Genomic DNA, 13,059 nt, shown 5'->3' with positions numbered 1-13,059 from the left:
GATGAACGAATGGAGTTTGAGGAATTCTTAAGAATTTCCTCTTACAGACAAAGGACGAGGAGTCGGAATGACCACACTTTCCCCCAGCCCCTGTCTGCTTACACGTCGTACCTTCACAGAATATTTGCGAGTAGCAGTCGGCCTGGAAGAAGTGGGGCAGCGTGAGAGTGCTATCGACGTTCTGCGAGAGGCAGAAACGCTTCTGCCAGAAAGGCCTGAAAGTCTTTTTCTTCTTGGTGGCGTTTATGAGCGTCTTCAGTGCTGGGAAAAGGCATCCCTGTTCTATGGCGAGGCCCTCGAAGCAAGGCCTCATGCGGCAAGGGTCTGGCATCGACTGGGCATCGCCCTGCTGCATCAAGATGATCTGGGAGGGTCTATCAAAGCCCTGGAAACTGCCGTGCAGCAGGACCCGGCTATTCCTGAGTACGCTACCGACCTGAGTATGGTTCTGTCACGCGATGGACAGTTTGAAGCGGCGCTGGGTTTCGCGCAGTCTGCTTTGAAAATGCAGCCCGATGATGCAAATGCTCTCAATAACGCCGGTCATATTCTCCAATGTTTGAACCGCTCTGCAGAAGCCTTGCAGTTCTACGATGCTGCGCTTCAACGGTCTCCCGATCATCCCGTTATCCGTTTCGGCCGTGCGACGGCTCTGCTGAAATCGGGTGATTTTCTTCTAGGATGGCAGGAATACGAAAGCCGTTGGCTCTCTTCGAGAACAGTCAGGGCTGATATCGACGCGCCAGTCTGGGAAGGGGAATCCCTGAAGGGGTGCACCATTCTTGTTCATCACGAACAGGGATATGGAGACACACTGCATTTCATTCGCCTGATGCCGATACTGGCCCAGAGGGGTGCAGAAGTTGTGGTGCAGGTTCCAGTTCCATTGGTACGACTGGTTCAGCGTGTAGCGGGCGTATCCCGGGTAGTCTCGGTTCTCGATCCTGCCGACAGCTTCGACTATCATTGCCCGATGCTGAGCCTTCCCGTGAGGCTCGGACTGACGGCAGAGTTTGTTGGACAGTTTCCCTATCTGTCTGTGTCAGAAGAAGACATGGCAACTCAGGGAGGCAAGCTCAGCGCCCAGGTTCAAGGTTCCTGCCAGCCTCCGGATTTTATCGTCGGGCTTGTCTGGAGCGGAGATCCCAGACCTCATGATCTGCGTGCGACGCAGACGGATCGCCGCCGCAGCATGTCGCTGGAGACATTGAGGCCTTTGTTTTCAGTAAAAGGCGTGCGTTTCGTAAGTTTCCAAATGGGAGCAGCCCGCCATCAAGTTGCTGAAACCGGACTACCACTGGTTGATGGGACGGAAAATATTCTCGATTTCTCTGATACCGCTGCCAGACTCTCAGGTGTGGATCTTCTGATTACGGTGGATACGTCCATGGCTCATCTGGCGGGTGGGCTGTGTAAACCCGTCTGGATGCTGTCACGCTCTGACGCTTGCTGGCGTTGGGGAGATGCAGGCACTCAGACCACCTGGTATCCGGATATGCGAATTTTCCGTCAGCCTGTGGCAGGAGATTGGGGGAGTGTGGTTGACGATGTCCGGCTCACTCTTGTCCAGCTCATGAATTTGTATCGCGGCTATCAGCATGAGTCCGGCGAATAGGCGAGTTCCAAGACTAAAGGCATAAAAAAAGCAGCCTTCCGAAGAAGGCTGCTTTTCCTGTGGATCTCGTAAGAACCTAGGTTTTAGCGCGGAGCTATAACCATGAGCATCTGACGGTTTTCCATACGGGGCATCTGCTCAACCTTGGCCTTTTCTTCGACCTCGATGCGGATGCGCTCCATCATCTTTGCACCCAGCTCCTGGTGAGCCATTTCACGGCCCTTGAAGCGAAGGGATACCTTTACCTTGTCGCCATCATCCAGGAACGAGTTGATGGCCTTGAGCTTCGTCTGGAAGTCATGCTCGCCCGTACCGGGACGAACCTTCACTTCCTTGATCTCAACGACCTTCTGCTTCTTGCGGGCTTCGTTCTTCTTCTTCTGCTGCTCATACTTGAACTTGCCGTAGTCCAAGATCTTCACAACAGGGGGAACAGCGGTCGGGCTGATTTCCAGGAGGTCAAGGCCAACCGAGAAAGCACGCATCAGAGCATCCCGGGTCGTCATGACGCCTTGCATTTCGCCTTCTTCGTCAATCAGACGAACCTGCGGAACACGGATTTCCTCATTGACGCGCGGCCCCTCACGTGTGGGCGCGGCCTGCATCGGCGGTCTAGCTATGGTCAGCTCCTGTCGTAATTTTCATACAAGGACCAGCACTGACCCGAACGCCCGCGCCTCGTTAAAGAGGGGCGGGTTTCGATCTTTGCCGATCCCATTCCTTTTGCACATAGTCCTGCGCCCTTCCGGGCGCAAGGGTATTACGCTCAATCCTTCGAAAACCGGGCAATATCAGGTGGGGTGGCCTCGGCTGTGAGAGTTTTTACAGCCTCTTCGAGTCCCAGGATTTCCTGATTGGCGCCGCCAAGGCGACGCATCGCCACTTTGCGCTCTTCTGCTTCACGGCGTCCAACCACCAGAATAACCGGAACGCGCGCAAGGCTGTGTTCGCGGATCTTGGCGTTGATTTTGTCGTTGCGAACGTCGGTTACAACCTGAAGCCCGGCTGCCTTCAGTTCGGCAGCAACCTCATTGGCGTAATCAGCAGCATCGGAAACGATGGACGCCACTACAACCTGCGTCGGCGCCAGCCAGAGCGGGAACTTGCCAGCATACTGCTCGATCAGGATGCCGATGAAGCGCTCGAAGCTGCCCAGGATGGCGCGGTGCAGCATGACCGGGCGATGACGCTGGCTGTCTTCGCCAATATAGGACGCATCTAGACGTTCTGGCAGAACATAGTCCACCTGAAGCGTACCGCACTGCCAGTCACGGCCGATGGCGTCCGTCAAAACGAACTCCAGCTTCGGGCCATAGAAGGCACCTTCGCCAGGGTTGTACTCGTATTTGACGCCAGCGATTTCGCAGGCTTTCTTGAGCGAACCTTCGGCCCGATCCCAGACTTCGTCAGAGCCGGCGCGCGTCTCCGGACGGTCCGAGAACTTCACGCGGAAGCTCTCGAAGCCCAGATCCGTGTAAACCTCGGCCAACATCTTCACGAACTTTGCGGTTTCATCCGCAATCTGATCGTCCGTGCAGAAGATATGAGCATCATCCTGCGTGAAACCACGAACGCGCATAATGCCATGCAGCGAGCCGGACGGCTCATAACGATGGCACGCTCCGAACTCTGCCATACGCAACGGCAGTTCGCGGTAAGACCGCAGGCCATGGCGGAAGATCTGCACATGGCACGGGCAGTTCATCGGCTTCAGAGCGAGGGTTTTGTCCTCATCTTCAACCTGCGCGATGAACATGTTCTCACGGTACTTGTCCCAGTGACCGGAGGCTTCCCAGAGGGCACGGTCCACGAGCTGTGGTGTGCGAACTTCTTCGTAGCCATTCCGGGATTGAGCGCGGCGCATGTAGTCCTGAAGGACCGTGTACAGACGCCAGCCCTTGTGGTGCCAGAAGATCTGCCCGACGGCTTCTTCCTGAATGTGGAAGAGATCCATCTCGCGGCCAATCCGGCGATGATCGCGCTTCTCGGCTTCTTCCAGACGCATCAGATGAGCGTCCAGCTCCTTCTTGTCACGCCAGGCCGTGCCGTAAATGCGGGTCAGCATGGGGTTGCGATGGTCACCACGCCAGTAAGCACCAGCCACGCGCATAAGCTTGAAGGCCGTGCCAACGTCTGCTGTGCCGCGCAGATGCGGGCCGCGGCAGAGATCGAGCCATTCGCCCTGACGGTAGATCGAAATCTGCTCGCTTTCAGGCAGATCGCGGATCAGTTCGGCCTTGAAGTCCTCACCCTTCTCTTCGAAGAAGCGAATGGCTTCGTCACGGTCCCACACTTCACGGGTGAAAGGGGCGTTGGCAGCGACGATTTCGCGCATCTTGGCTTCGATGGCTTCGAAGTCATCCGGCGTGAACGGCTTCTCACGGGAGAAGTCGTAATAGAAGCCATCCTTGATGCTGGGACCGATCGTGACCTGCGTTTCCGGCCAGAGCGACTGCACGGCTTCTGCCAGAACATGCGCCGCATCATGGCGGATCATCTCAAGTGAGGCATCGTCTTTTTTCGTGACGAACTTGACGGCCGCATCGTCCGCAATCTCGGTTGAAAGATCGACGAGCTTGCCGTTCACCTCCATGGCCAGAGCGGCTTTTGCCAGCCCCGGGCCGATGGAGGCGGCGATAGTCGTGCCCGTCACGGTCCCGTCGAACGTGCGGACGCTTCCGTCGGGGAGTGTGATGGCGGGCATGGGATCGCTCCTCTGCGATTGCTCCCGGCAGCCCTCTGCCGGGAAAAAGACACGCGTAAATGGCCTCAATCGGGGATTGGCCGCAAGCCCTGCACCGGCCGGAAAGCGGATTTATAAGGTAGGAACTGCCGCCTGAAGCAGAAATGGCTCCATTCCGTTGGCATTCGGGCGCCGTCCTTCGCGCCATCCGGCGTCCATGTAATGGATCAGCGGCCAGATGCCATAAAAGGCATCTTTCACCACATCTTCATTCTCGTAGGCGTAGGCGAGGGGATCAAACAGGCCGTATTCGTGCTGTGATCCATCTTCCAGTCGACGATGAGCCAGAAAATTCTGTGGAACATGCACTGGGAACTGCGGCGCGGACGTATCTCCGAGGATTGGCGCAGGATCTACGCCTAACGCCCGGAAATGGTCTGCGATGACGGGCGCATAAATATCGGGCGTGTGCAGGTAGCTGCGGAGGAAATCTTCCTGACTGGCCTGAAAATAATACCGAAGATGATATCCCTCTTTGGGGTTCTCGGGTGTGATCTGGCCCGCTCTTGGCTTTTCCCCTGGAATGGCGCCAGCGATATGAGCGAGCTTCTGACGGGCAAAGCGGCGGATGTCTTCGTAGTCAGGTCGATTGTGCAGATGAAGATGCACAAAGGGCGTCCGCACGCAGCGCTCTGGGTAGATGGTCTGCGGGGCATGTAGGCCCCGATCCAGTCCTACAATCGTATGAGCCTTGAACAGTGCTCTCGGGACCGACTGGGGGCGGTAGTAACTCGGAGCATTCGGCACGTTCAAGAGAAGGCGATCGGTAATCAGGGTCGCCTGTTCGTCTTTCAGAAGCTCGAACTGCGCGCGGATTTCCGCCGGGTCCACCGATAGGCGATCGAGGAAGAACGCAAGAAATTCATCGCAATCCATGGGAAGTGCGAAATCACAGGCATTTTCCGCATCCCAGCCCCGGATAATGTCCGTGAAGATTTCACCTTTCCGCAAAAAATCCTTTTGGGACCGATATTTGCGGATGATCTGCACACCCTGCGCTTCATAACGCTTCTGCACATCTTTGACGTGTGGGTCTGTAGAGCCGTTGTCGACAATGGTCAGATTGGAGAGGCCGAAAATGGCCCCGTGCCAGAGGATCCATGGCTCAAGAAGCGTGGCCTCGTTCTTCTGCATCGTGACGCAACGGATAACTGTCATCTGGGGAGTAGAGCCTCTATGCGTGATGCAGGTAACAGAGCCAGATCTGGAACATCCAGAATGGTTGTGCGTCCCGGTGTGAGCGAAAGGGGAGCCGTCAGGCGCGGATCACTGTCTTGGGAAAACAGGGCGATGATAGGACGATCCATAGCCGCGGCCAGATGGATCGGACCGGTATCGTTGCCAATGACAAGGTCAGCTCTGTGGAGAACGCCCGCCAGCTCAACCAGACTGGTCTGTCCTGTGAGGTCCAGGGCGCTCGGGCAGTCCTGCAAAATCTGTTCAGCAAGAGGCTTTTCGGCCGCACAGCCTACAATGACGGGAGTCAGTCCGCGGGCAGCGACAGCTTGAGCGATCTCTGCAAACCGCGTGACGGGCCAGCGTTTCTGTGGCCGATGCGGAGCCGCTCCGGGAATAAGTACGACGGAGCGACCGGAAATCTCTGGCCCATGCCCCTTCAGCCATTCCGGAACCTCTCGCGGAATGGGCTGAAGACCGGCGGCACGGAGCTGGTCTTCAAGGCGGGTCAGAGTGTGCATTTCATTGCGCGACGGATTGGCATGCGGATGGCAGCAGCCGTCAGAGATGCCGGACCAGTTGCGTGGTCTACCTGCCAGCCGGAAATAGGTGCGAGACCGCCCGGAGGTCTGGAGATCAAAAATGCGATCAAATCCGCGCAGCGCACGCGACAGGCGAAGCAGAGCGACTGGGTGTGCCAGAGACGGGCGACGATCCGTCGTGACGTCATCGAACCAGGGCGCCGCCTGTGCCAGCTCCACGAAGGGAGGGGTCGTCAGCAGGGTGATGCTGTCGTGCGGGAACGCGGCCCGGATCGAAGCGAAGGCCCCAAACGCCTGAACGAAATCGCCCAGAGCACCGAGCTTGATGACAAGAATGCGACTCATGACCCTATTTTCTAACAGGGTCTGACGGAACGCCAACCATTAGAGCTGACGTTCCGCAAAAAGAAATCCTGCGTGAGCGGGATCAGGCGGTCGTGTCGAGACCTGGAGACGCCTTTGCTGCATCAGCTTCCGGCGTTCCCTTGGCGACAACAACCATGGCTGGCTTCAGCAAACGGCCCTTCAGAAGCCATGCTGGCGTCCAGGACTGCATGACGTGGCCGGGCGTATGCTGATCAGAGGGCTGTTCCGCCATGGCCTGATGCAGGTTGGCATCAAACGGCTTGCCGGTCGGGTCTTCACAGGTGATGCCGTGACGTTCCAGAATGTTGATGAAGGACCGTTCCGTGCCTTCAATTCCTTCACGCAGCTTTGTGATGAGGCTGTCTTCGCCTTCGGTCTTCGTCGGAAGGGAGGCAAGGCCGCGCTGAAGATTTTCAGCTGCCTCGACAACGTCACGCGCAAATTTCTGAATGGCGTACTGACGAGCGTCTTCCACATCCCGCTTGGCGCGGGCGCGGATGTTCTGGTTCTCTGCTTCAGAACGGACCCAGCGATCCTTGAGTTCTGCCACTTCGGCTTCAAGAGCCTCAATGCGCGCTTCCGGCGTGGTTTCTTCCAGCGTTTCGCCGCCGGTTTCGTTCATGCCGGGGGTCTCGACGCCCTGCTCAGGCACGTCGTTTAAAGTTTCCGGCGTAGTCTTCTGGTCTGTCATGTCACGACCTTATCTTGTGGGACGGGCCAACTCATGGCCCCGTTCTTCTTCAGGAGATAACGCGGATTGTCTCAAAGACAAGGGTTGCAACGTGGTAGGATGTCATTGAAATGCCTATTTCCCGCCACAGTGCGCCATGCGTTATAGATAATCTACGCATCAGATTTTAGCAGACGGACCCCATATGGAGACGCCCCACACTTCCTTTCCGCCTCAATCGGCCAACTGTCAGGCGCCTTCTGGCATCGCGGCAGCACCGATTATCGCGCTTGTGGATGACGATCGGAACATTCTTGCTTCCGTCCAGATGACCCTCGAATCCGAAGGGTTCACCGTTCACACCTATACGGATGGTGAAAGTGCGCTTCAGGGAATCACCAGTCGCCCGGTCAGCCTGGCGGTGCTGGACGTCAAGATGCCGCGCATGGACGGTATGGAGCTGCTTCAGCGCCTGCGCGCCCGATCCAACCTTCCTGTCATTTTCCTGACGTCGAAAGACGAGGAGCTGGATCAGCTCATGGGGCTGCGCCTCGGGGCTGACGATTACATTACCAAGCCGTTTTCCCAGCGTCTGCTGATCGAACGCATTCGTGCATTGCTGCGTCGGCAGGATGCCAGCCGCGCCGAAGCGGCAGGCGCCACAACCGTGGGCTCAGCCATCGTCCGTGGTCAGCTTTCTCTGGATGAAACACGACATCAGTGTCTGTGGGGCGGTCAGGATATTGCCCTGACGGTTACGGAGTTTCTTCTGGTGAAGGCGCTGGCCATGCGCCCGGGAATGGTGAAGTCCCGCGATCAGCTGATTGATGCGGCATATGGCGACAACATTTACGTCGATGACCGGACGATCGACAGCCACATCAAGCGCGTTCGCAAGAAATTCCGGCAGGTGGATGACAGCTTCAATCAGATCGAAACGCTCTATGGCATTGGATACCGTTACAAGGATGAGTGAGGCGCTGTGACGGGTTTGCTTGTGAGGCAGAAGGTACGTCATGGGTCGTAGAGAGCCGGCCCATGCACTCCCCTATGATCTGGATTCGGATCGTCTTGAGCAGGGGCGTGACCGTCGTCGCGCGGCGGCCGTCAGGGCTGGTGTCTGGCAGTCCATCCGTCGTGTGCTCAATGTGGGAACAGGGGGAGACGGGGATCGCAGTCAACGGCGCAGGCTTGCCTCACCTCTGCTGGGGCGTATCCTTCTTCTGAACATACTGCCCTTGGCTCTTTTGGCTGTGACATTGCTGTTTCTGGACCAGTTTCAGAACGGCTTGCTCGAAACAGACGTCAATGCCCTGCGCGAGCAGGCTCACATTTATGCTGCTGCTATCGGGCAGTCAGCCGTCAGTGCTGCGCCCAAAACAGGCGGGAAGCCTGCGCCAGGCGGTGATTATGTTCTGGATTCCCGCGCAAGGCCGCTCCTTGCGCGCCTGACAGAGCCAAGCCCCAATGCTCATGCCCTGTTATTTGATCCGGATGGCAAGCTGGTTGCGGATAGCCGGACGGAACCCAAACTGCCGCCTAAAGCTGTGGCGCCCGACGCAGTTCCTGAGGGAGAAACATGGCATCCACCGCGGAACAACGCGCTGGAAACCTTTTATGACTGGCTCCTGTCGCTGCTGCCGCTCACATCCAGTGAAGGCATTGTCACACTCGACACGCCAGATGCCGCAACTGACGGTCCCCATGATGCACAGCCGCTAAGAGCGCAGTCCGAACTGCCGCCCTTCATCCGTCGGACCAAGGATCATCAGCTGGTCGTGACGGTCGTGGAACCAGTGGTGCATGACGGGCTGACGGTTGGGGAAATCCAGCTGACGCGGCATGCCCCGGAAGTAGATCGATCCTTGTTTGCGGTTCGCTCTTCCATCCTGTCGCTTGTGCTGGCGGCGTTGATCGTAACGGTCCTGCTGTCCTGGTATCTGTCCCTGACAATTGCTCGCCCGCTGCTGACATTGGCGCGTGCCTCACATGAAATGAGGGAATCTGACGGGCGCAAGGACCTCGTTCCGGAGCGCCTCCTGGCCAGACGTGACGAGATCGGTGTTCTGGCGCGCTCACTGCGTGGAAGTGCTTTGGCTTTGTGGGCGCGTATGGATGACATCGAACGCTTTGCGGCGGACGTCAGTCACGAAATCAAGAACCCCCTTTCGTCTATCCGGTCAGCCATTGAAACACTTCCCAGAATTGCGATTCCAGAACGTCGGGATCGTCTGCTGGGGATCATCAATAGTGACGTCAAACGGCTGGATCGTTTGATTACGGATATTTCGGATGCAAGCCGGATCGACGCCGAGCTTTCACGCGTGCGGCCCGAACCTGTAACGGTCGTGGCGCTCCTCGCCATTCTCGCCGAAATGCACCAGACTACGCGTAAGGAAGATGCTCCCATTCTGCGTCTGGATGTTCGGGATCAGGAGCCACCGCTGCGGGCGTTTGCTGTCGAAGACCGTCTTGTTCAGGTGTTGCGGAATCTGATTGGCAATGCAGTCTCGTTTTCGCCCCCCAATGGGATCATCGCGCTTCATGCCAGTGCGCGGGAGGTCGCTGGCAACGGACCTGGGACAGGTAGCGTGGTGGAAATTACCATCAGCGATCAAGGGCCCGGAATTCCACCAGGAAAGCTCGAAAGCGTCTTTGACCGCTTTTATTCAGAGCGGCCGCAGACTGAGAATTTCGGGCAGCATTCCGGCCTTGGTCTGGCGATCAGCCGTCAGATTATCCACGCTCTGCGGGGAAGCCTGTTTGCCGAAAACATCGTGGATGCTTCTGGCGCAATCTCCGGCGCATGTTTCGTGGTCAGATTGCCCCGGGCTCCCTGATCTGAGCAGTGAGGCATGCTGATATGCGGTAAGCCCAAACTGATTTCCGGTAACGATAATACTCTTCTGTTGTTCCGTGCCGCCCTCCTGCAACAGGAGTGTCGCGGCGAACGGAATTGCTAGCGTGAGGATGCACAGGGGCGAAATAATATCCTTAGCCATGAGGATATGCGTCAGGCTTGGCAGCAAGCAGAACGTGCCCAACCCGATGGCTGTCTCGCTGTTCTGACCGGATGTCCCGTAGGGTCTGTAAAGCGCCTTCACGGGCTCTTTCGGCGCAGGAAGACACATCGTCCAGCGTCGCCATATCCATCGGGTTCGAGATGCTGCACACCGCCCGCGATGCATCGTCGATTCGATTTTCAGCAGTTTGCCAGCCCTGTTTAGACGTCAGGTCCAGTCCGGAAACGCTGATGGTCTGGCTGGAGGTCGTAGGCACGACAGCTGGGAGAAGGGGGGCGGCTCTGCTGTGTGACACAGGGGCGAGGGAGAGTGCAGCGACAAGAGCGGTGCAGACGGAGATGGAAATACGAGACATGACGAGGGCCTTTTTGCCTGAAAGATGAGGCGATCAGGTCGCCTGATTTTCACTATGCAGAAGGCGTGCCAAACTCTGTTTTCAGCGATAAAAATTATTCAAAAACTGAAAAATTAGAGGTCGAACTCAGATAATTGGCTCAAAAAGACATAATATGGTGAAATTCACCACATTATGGAGAAGGGCTGGCAATCAGGCTGAGAGCGATCCGCTGATTGGTATCGGGAAAGCCCTGAACAATTCGTAGCGTCAGGGCCGGTCTGGCTGAGGCGAGGGCTTCTCCAAGTGCGCTTTGACACTGACTGAAGCCATCTCCTTCACGCAGCATCGCAGCGACGTGGCGCGTCTGGTCAAGGGTCAATCCATGTTCTGCCAGGGCGCCGGAGATCGCATTCAGTGCGGCCTGGCATTCTTCGGCAAGGCGCTGCGGGCGTTCTCCCTGCGGTCCAAGGCCGTCAAAGTCCGTGCAGGTCACTTCGTCACCGTGAACGGTAACAATATCATTCCTGGAAAAATCGCCCATAAGATCCGTATTTCCGATTCATCATCGGAGGCTGCGGTTGCCTCCCCAGACTCTTGATGAGCTGATGGCGATACAGCTCGATCTATCGCAAACGCTTCTAGCCCCGTCTTGAAAAGGCCGCAATCAGTGTCATCTCAGAAACGGTTTCCTGAAAGCGAAACATTTTATGCGTCCTGCGTGGCACACGACGGAGATGCGATCCTTCTGTGCGGTCCATCAGGCTCCGGAAAATCGATGCTCGCCCTGCAACTGATGGAACGCGGTTTCTCGCTTGTGTCTGATGATCGTGTTCTGTTGGATGGACCGCTGGTTAGCCCCCCATCTGCGTTGGAAGGACTGCTTGAGGTGCGTGAAGTGGGGATTCTCAGGACATCTTTTGTCACAAATGCGAGAGTGATTCTCAAAGTGCTACTCGGGATGCAGGGAGACCGCCTGCCGACCCCGGAAAAAGACCCACAAACCGGAGCTGTTGTTCTGCACATAAACGGCTGTCTGCCGGGGGATTCATCCCGCGTGATGGCCGCGTTTCAGGCCTGTCGGGGAACGTATGACTGGGTAACGGGGGCAGGGGGCGACACTGCGGGAATCTGAAGCTGCGAAATAGTTCCTTCTCTTTTGAAAAAGGGCTAGAGTGGGGCACATGACACCGGCGAATATTCCCGAGTCCGAACCTTCGGCAGGATATGGTCCTGGTTCCAGACAGATCCTGATTGTCACAGGGCTTTCCGGTGCCGGAAAATCATCCATTTTACGTGTGCTGGAAGATCTGGGCCACGAAGTTGTGGACAATCCGCCATTGCATCTGCTCGAGGCTTTGGCTTCGCGAAGTGGCGAACGTCTGGCCATTGGCATTGACGTTCGAAGCCGCGGTTTTGAAGCCGCTGGTGTTCTGGATGAAATCGACAAGCTGAAAGCTTTGCCGGGAAGTCAGGTCCAGCTCCTTTACGCAACAGCAGAGCCGGAAATCCTGTTGCGCCGTTTTACAGCCACCCGTCGTCGTCATCCGCTGGTCAGTAGCGGAACGGTTCTTCCTGGTATCGAACAGGAAACGCGTCTGCTGGCACCTCTGCGTGCGCATGCGGATTTTGTGATCGATACCTCTGATCTGCCCGCTCCGGAATTGCGTCAGCTCATCGAAACACGCTTTGGAAATGACGCAAAAGATGGCCTGACCGTGGCTCTCATGTCTTTTGCATATCCATCTGGTTTGCCGCGCGAAGCCGATATGGTGTTCGACGCTCGGTTTCTACGAAACCCTCACTATGACGCCACGCTTCAGCCCATGACGGGGCTGGATCAGGCTGTTGTGCAGCACGTTAAGGCCGATCCCGCCTACGGTGCCTTCTTCAGCCATGTGCACGGCCTGCTCGATCTGGTGCTCCCGCGCTTTGTTGAAGAGGGCAAGAAATATGCCACTATTGCTGTTGGATGCAGCGGTGGTCGCCATCGTTCAGTAACCATCATTGAAGAGCTGGCCCGTCTTTTGCCCAGAACCGCCCCTGTTGGCCCGATGATGGTCCTGCACAGAGAGCTGGCCCGAAAAGGACTGTCCTCATGGCGCTGGGCTGTTCCCCCTCATGATGCGTCGGTCCAGGACAAGTCTGCATGATTGGTCTGATGCTGGTGACGCATGGCAGGCTGGGCGAAGTTCTGCTTGAAACGATGGTGCACGTGGTGGGGCCTCAGGCCCAGATTGGCATTGTCGGTGTCGGCGATGACGATGACCCGGCACTTCTGCGGCCGGAGGCGGACAAGCTCCTGCATCAGCTTGATACAGGCGAGGGTGTTCTTGTCCTGACGGATATTTTTGGAAGTTCACCGTCCAATCTGGCCCTGTCCCTTCGGGAACCGGGGCATGTTGAAGTTGTGTCTGGTGTGAATGTTCCCATGCTGGTCAAGCTGGCCAAGACCCGTGTTGGTCTGGATCTTGAAGGCTGTATCGAAAAAGCAACCATGGCTGGGCGTAAGTATATCGCGGTGGCTTCCCAGCTCCCTGACCCCTGTCTGCACGGGGGGCCGCGCCCCTGTGTCATGCCGGTCCCGTAA

At 57.0% G+C, this 13,059-nt stretch carries 13 protein-coding genes; 6 read left to right on the top strand and 7 right to left on the bottom strand.

The genetic code is table 11. The features are described 5' to 3' along the window. Positions 1-67: 67 nt before the first annotated feature. Positions 68-1,615, top strand: a complete 1,548-nt coding sequence (locus R5H23_RS09535) for a tetratricopeptide repeat protein (protein WP_317215249.1) — start codon at positions 68-70, stop codon at positions 1,613-1,615. A gap of 83 nt (positions 1,616-1,698) precedes the next feature. On the opposite strand, the gene infC is transcribed toward R5H23_RS09535, so the two are convergent. The 5 genes from infC to R5H23_RS09510 form a co-directional block, all read right to left on the bottom strand. Next, on the bottom strand, positions 1,699-2,220 hold the full coding sequence (gene infC, locus R5H23_RS09530) for a translation initiation factor IF-3 (protein ID WP_046900620.1): 522 nt from the start codon (positions 2,218-2,220) through the stop codon (positions 1,699-1,701). 161 nt (positions 2,221-2,381) lie between these two features. Continuing rightward, a complete protein-coding gene (thrS, locus tag R5H23_RS09525; protein ID WP_317215248.1) occupies positions 2,382-4,319 on the bottom strand; it encodes a threonine--tRNA ligase in 1,938 nt (645 codons plus the stop codon). Between the two features lie 111 nt (positions 4,320-4,430). Further along, positions 4,431-5,516, bottom strand: coding sequence for a glycosyltransferase family 2 protein (locus R5H23_RS09520; RefSeq protein ID WP_317215247.1), 1,086 nt, complete (start codon positions 5,514-5,516; stop codon positions 4,431-4,433). Continuing rightward, positions 5,513-6,421, bottom strand: coding sequence for a glycosyltransferase family 9 protein (locus R5H23_RS09515; RefSeq protein WP_211503720.1), 909 nt, complete (start codon positions 6,419-6,421; stop codon positions 5,513-5,515). The genes R5H23_RS09520 and R5H23_RS09515 overlap by 4 nt, the downstream gene beginning before the upstream one ends. 82 nt (positions 6,422-6,503) lie before the next feature. Then, positions 6,504-7,133 carry a nucleotide exchange factor GrpE gene (locus R5H23_RS09510; protein ID WP_317215246.1) on the bottom strand — a complete coding sequence of 210 codons (630 nt, stop codon included), beginning with the start codon at positions 7,131-7,133 and terminating at the stop codon, positions 6,504-6,506. Between the two features lie 184 nt (positions 7,134-7,317). Between R5H23_RS09510 and R5H23_RS09505 the strand changes: the two genes are divergently transcribed. Continuing rightward, on the top strand, positions 7,318-8,088 hold the full coding sequence (locus R5H23_RS09505) for a response regulator transcription factor (protein ID WP_317215245.1): 771 nt from the start codon (positions 7,318-7,320) through the stop codon (positions 8,086-8,088). A gap of 40 nt (positions 8,089-8,128) precedes the next feature. Beyond that, positions 8,129-9,952: a stimulus-sensing domain-containing protein gene (locus R5H23_RS09500; protein ID WP_317215244.1), complete on the top strand. Its 1,824-nt coding sequence runs from the start codon at positions 8,129-8,131 to the stop codon at positions 9,950-9,952. Between the two features lie 154 nt (positions 9,953-10,106). Here the strand turns inward: R5H23_RS09500 and R5H23_RS09495 are convergent, their stop codons facing one another. Both R5H23_RS09495 and R5H23_RS09490 read right to left on the bottom strand, forming a co-directional pair. Beyond that, entirely contained in the window at positions 10,107-10,490 is a 384-nt protein-coding gene (locus R5H23_RS09495) for a UrcA family protein (RefSeq protein WP_317215243.1), read from the bottom strand. A gap of 172 nt (positions 10,491-10,662) precedes the next feature. Next, the gene (locus R5H23_RS09490; protein ID WP_046900628.1) at positions 10,663-11,013 is read right to left on the bottom strand and encodes an endoribonuclease L-PSP; all 351 of its coding nucleotides are present in this window, start codon (positions 11,011-11,013) and stop codon (positions 10,663-10,665) included. A gap of 126 nt (positions 11,014-11,139) precedes the next feature. On the opposite strand from R5H23_RS09490, the gene R5H23_RS09485 reads away from it, so the two are divergent. The 3 genes from R5H23_RS09485 to R5H23_RS09475 are packed head-to-tail and all read left to right on the top strand — an operon-like array spanning position 11,140 to position 13,059. Then, positions 11,140-11,604, top strand: coding sequence for a serine kinase (locus R5H23_RS09485; RefSeq protein ID WP_317215242.1), 465 nt, complete (start codon positions 11,140-11,142; stop codon positions 11,602-11,604). Between the two features lie 49 nt (positions 11,605-11,653). Beyond that, a complete protein-coding gene (rapZ, locus tag R5H23_RS09480) occupies positions 11,654-12,622 on the top strand; it encodes an RNase adapter RapZ (protein WP_211495539.1) in 969 nt (322 codons plus the stop codon). Further along, a complete protein-coding gene (locus tag R5H23_RS09475; RefSeq protein ID WP_086633509.1) occupies positions 12,619-13,059 on the top strand; it encodes a PTS sugar transporter subunit IIA in 441 nt (146 codons plus the stop codon). The genes rapZ and R5H23_RS09475 overlap by 4 nt, the downstream gene beginning before the upstream one ends.

It is taken from the genome of Gluconobacter sp. GP1 (assembly GCF_032913585.1).
Classification (GTDB): domain Bacteria; phylum Pseudomonadota; class Alphaproteobacteria; order Acetobacterales; family Acetobacteraceae; genus Gluconobacter; species Gluconobacter cerinus.
This window is presented reverse-complemented; position numbering and strand designations above follow the sequence as displayed.

Excerpts from the sequence above, each read along its gene's own strand:
- R5H23_RS09535 (WP_317215249.1), top strand. The coding sequence starts at position 68 with ATGACCACACTTTCCCCCAGCCCCTGTCTGCTTACACGTCGTACCTTC.
- infC (WP_046900620.1), bottom strand. The coding sequence starts at position 2,220 with ATGCAGGCCGCGCCCACACGTGAGGGGCCGCGCGTCAATGAGGAAATC.
- thrS (WP_317215248.1), bottom strand. The coding sequence starts at position 4,319 with ATGCCCGCCATCACACTCCCCGACGGAAGCGTCCGCACGTTCGACGGG.
- R5H23_RS09520 (WP_317215247.1), bottom strand. The coding sequence starts at position 5,516 with ATGACAGTTATCCGTTGCGTCACGATGCAGAAGAACGAGGCCACGCTT.
- R5H23_RS09515 (WP_211503720.1), bottom strand. The coding sequence starts at position 6,421 with ATGAGTCGCATTCTTGTCATCAAGCTCGGTGCTCTGGGCGATTTCGTT.
- R5H23_RS09510 (WP_317215246.1), bottom strand. The coding sequence starts at position 7,133 with ATGACAGACCAGAAGACTACGCCGGAAACTTTAAACGACGTGCCTGAG.
- R5H23_RS09505 (WP_317215245.1), top strand. The coding sequence starts at position 7,318 with ATGGAGACGCCCCACACTTCCTTTCCGCCTCAATCGGCCAACTGTCAG.
- R5H23_RS09500 (WP_317215244.1), top strand. The coding sequence starts at position 8,129 with ATGGGTCGTAGAGAGCCGGCCCATGCACTCCCCTATGATCTGGATTCG.
- R5H23_RS09495 (WP_317215243.1), bottom strand. The coding sequence starts at position 10,490 with ATGTCTCGTATTTCCATCTCCGTCTGCACCGCTCTTGTCGCTGCACTC.
- R5H23_RS09490 (WP_046900628.1), bottom strand. The coding sequence starts at position 11,013 with ATGGGCGATTTTTCCAGGAATGATATTGTTACCGTTCACGGTGACGAA.
- rapZ (WP_211495539.1), top strand. The coding sequence starts at position 11,654 with ATGACACCGGCGAATATTCCCGAGTCCGAACCTTCGGCAGGATATGGT.
- R5H23_RS09475 (WP_086633509.1), top strand. The coding sequence starts at position 12,619 with ATGATTGGTCTGATGCTGGTGACGCATGGCAGGCTGGGCGAAGTTCTG.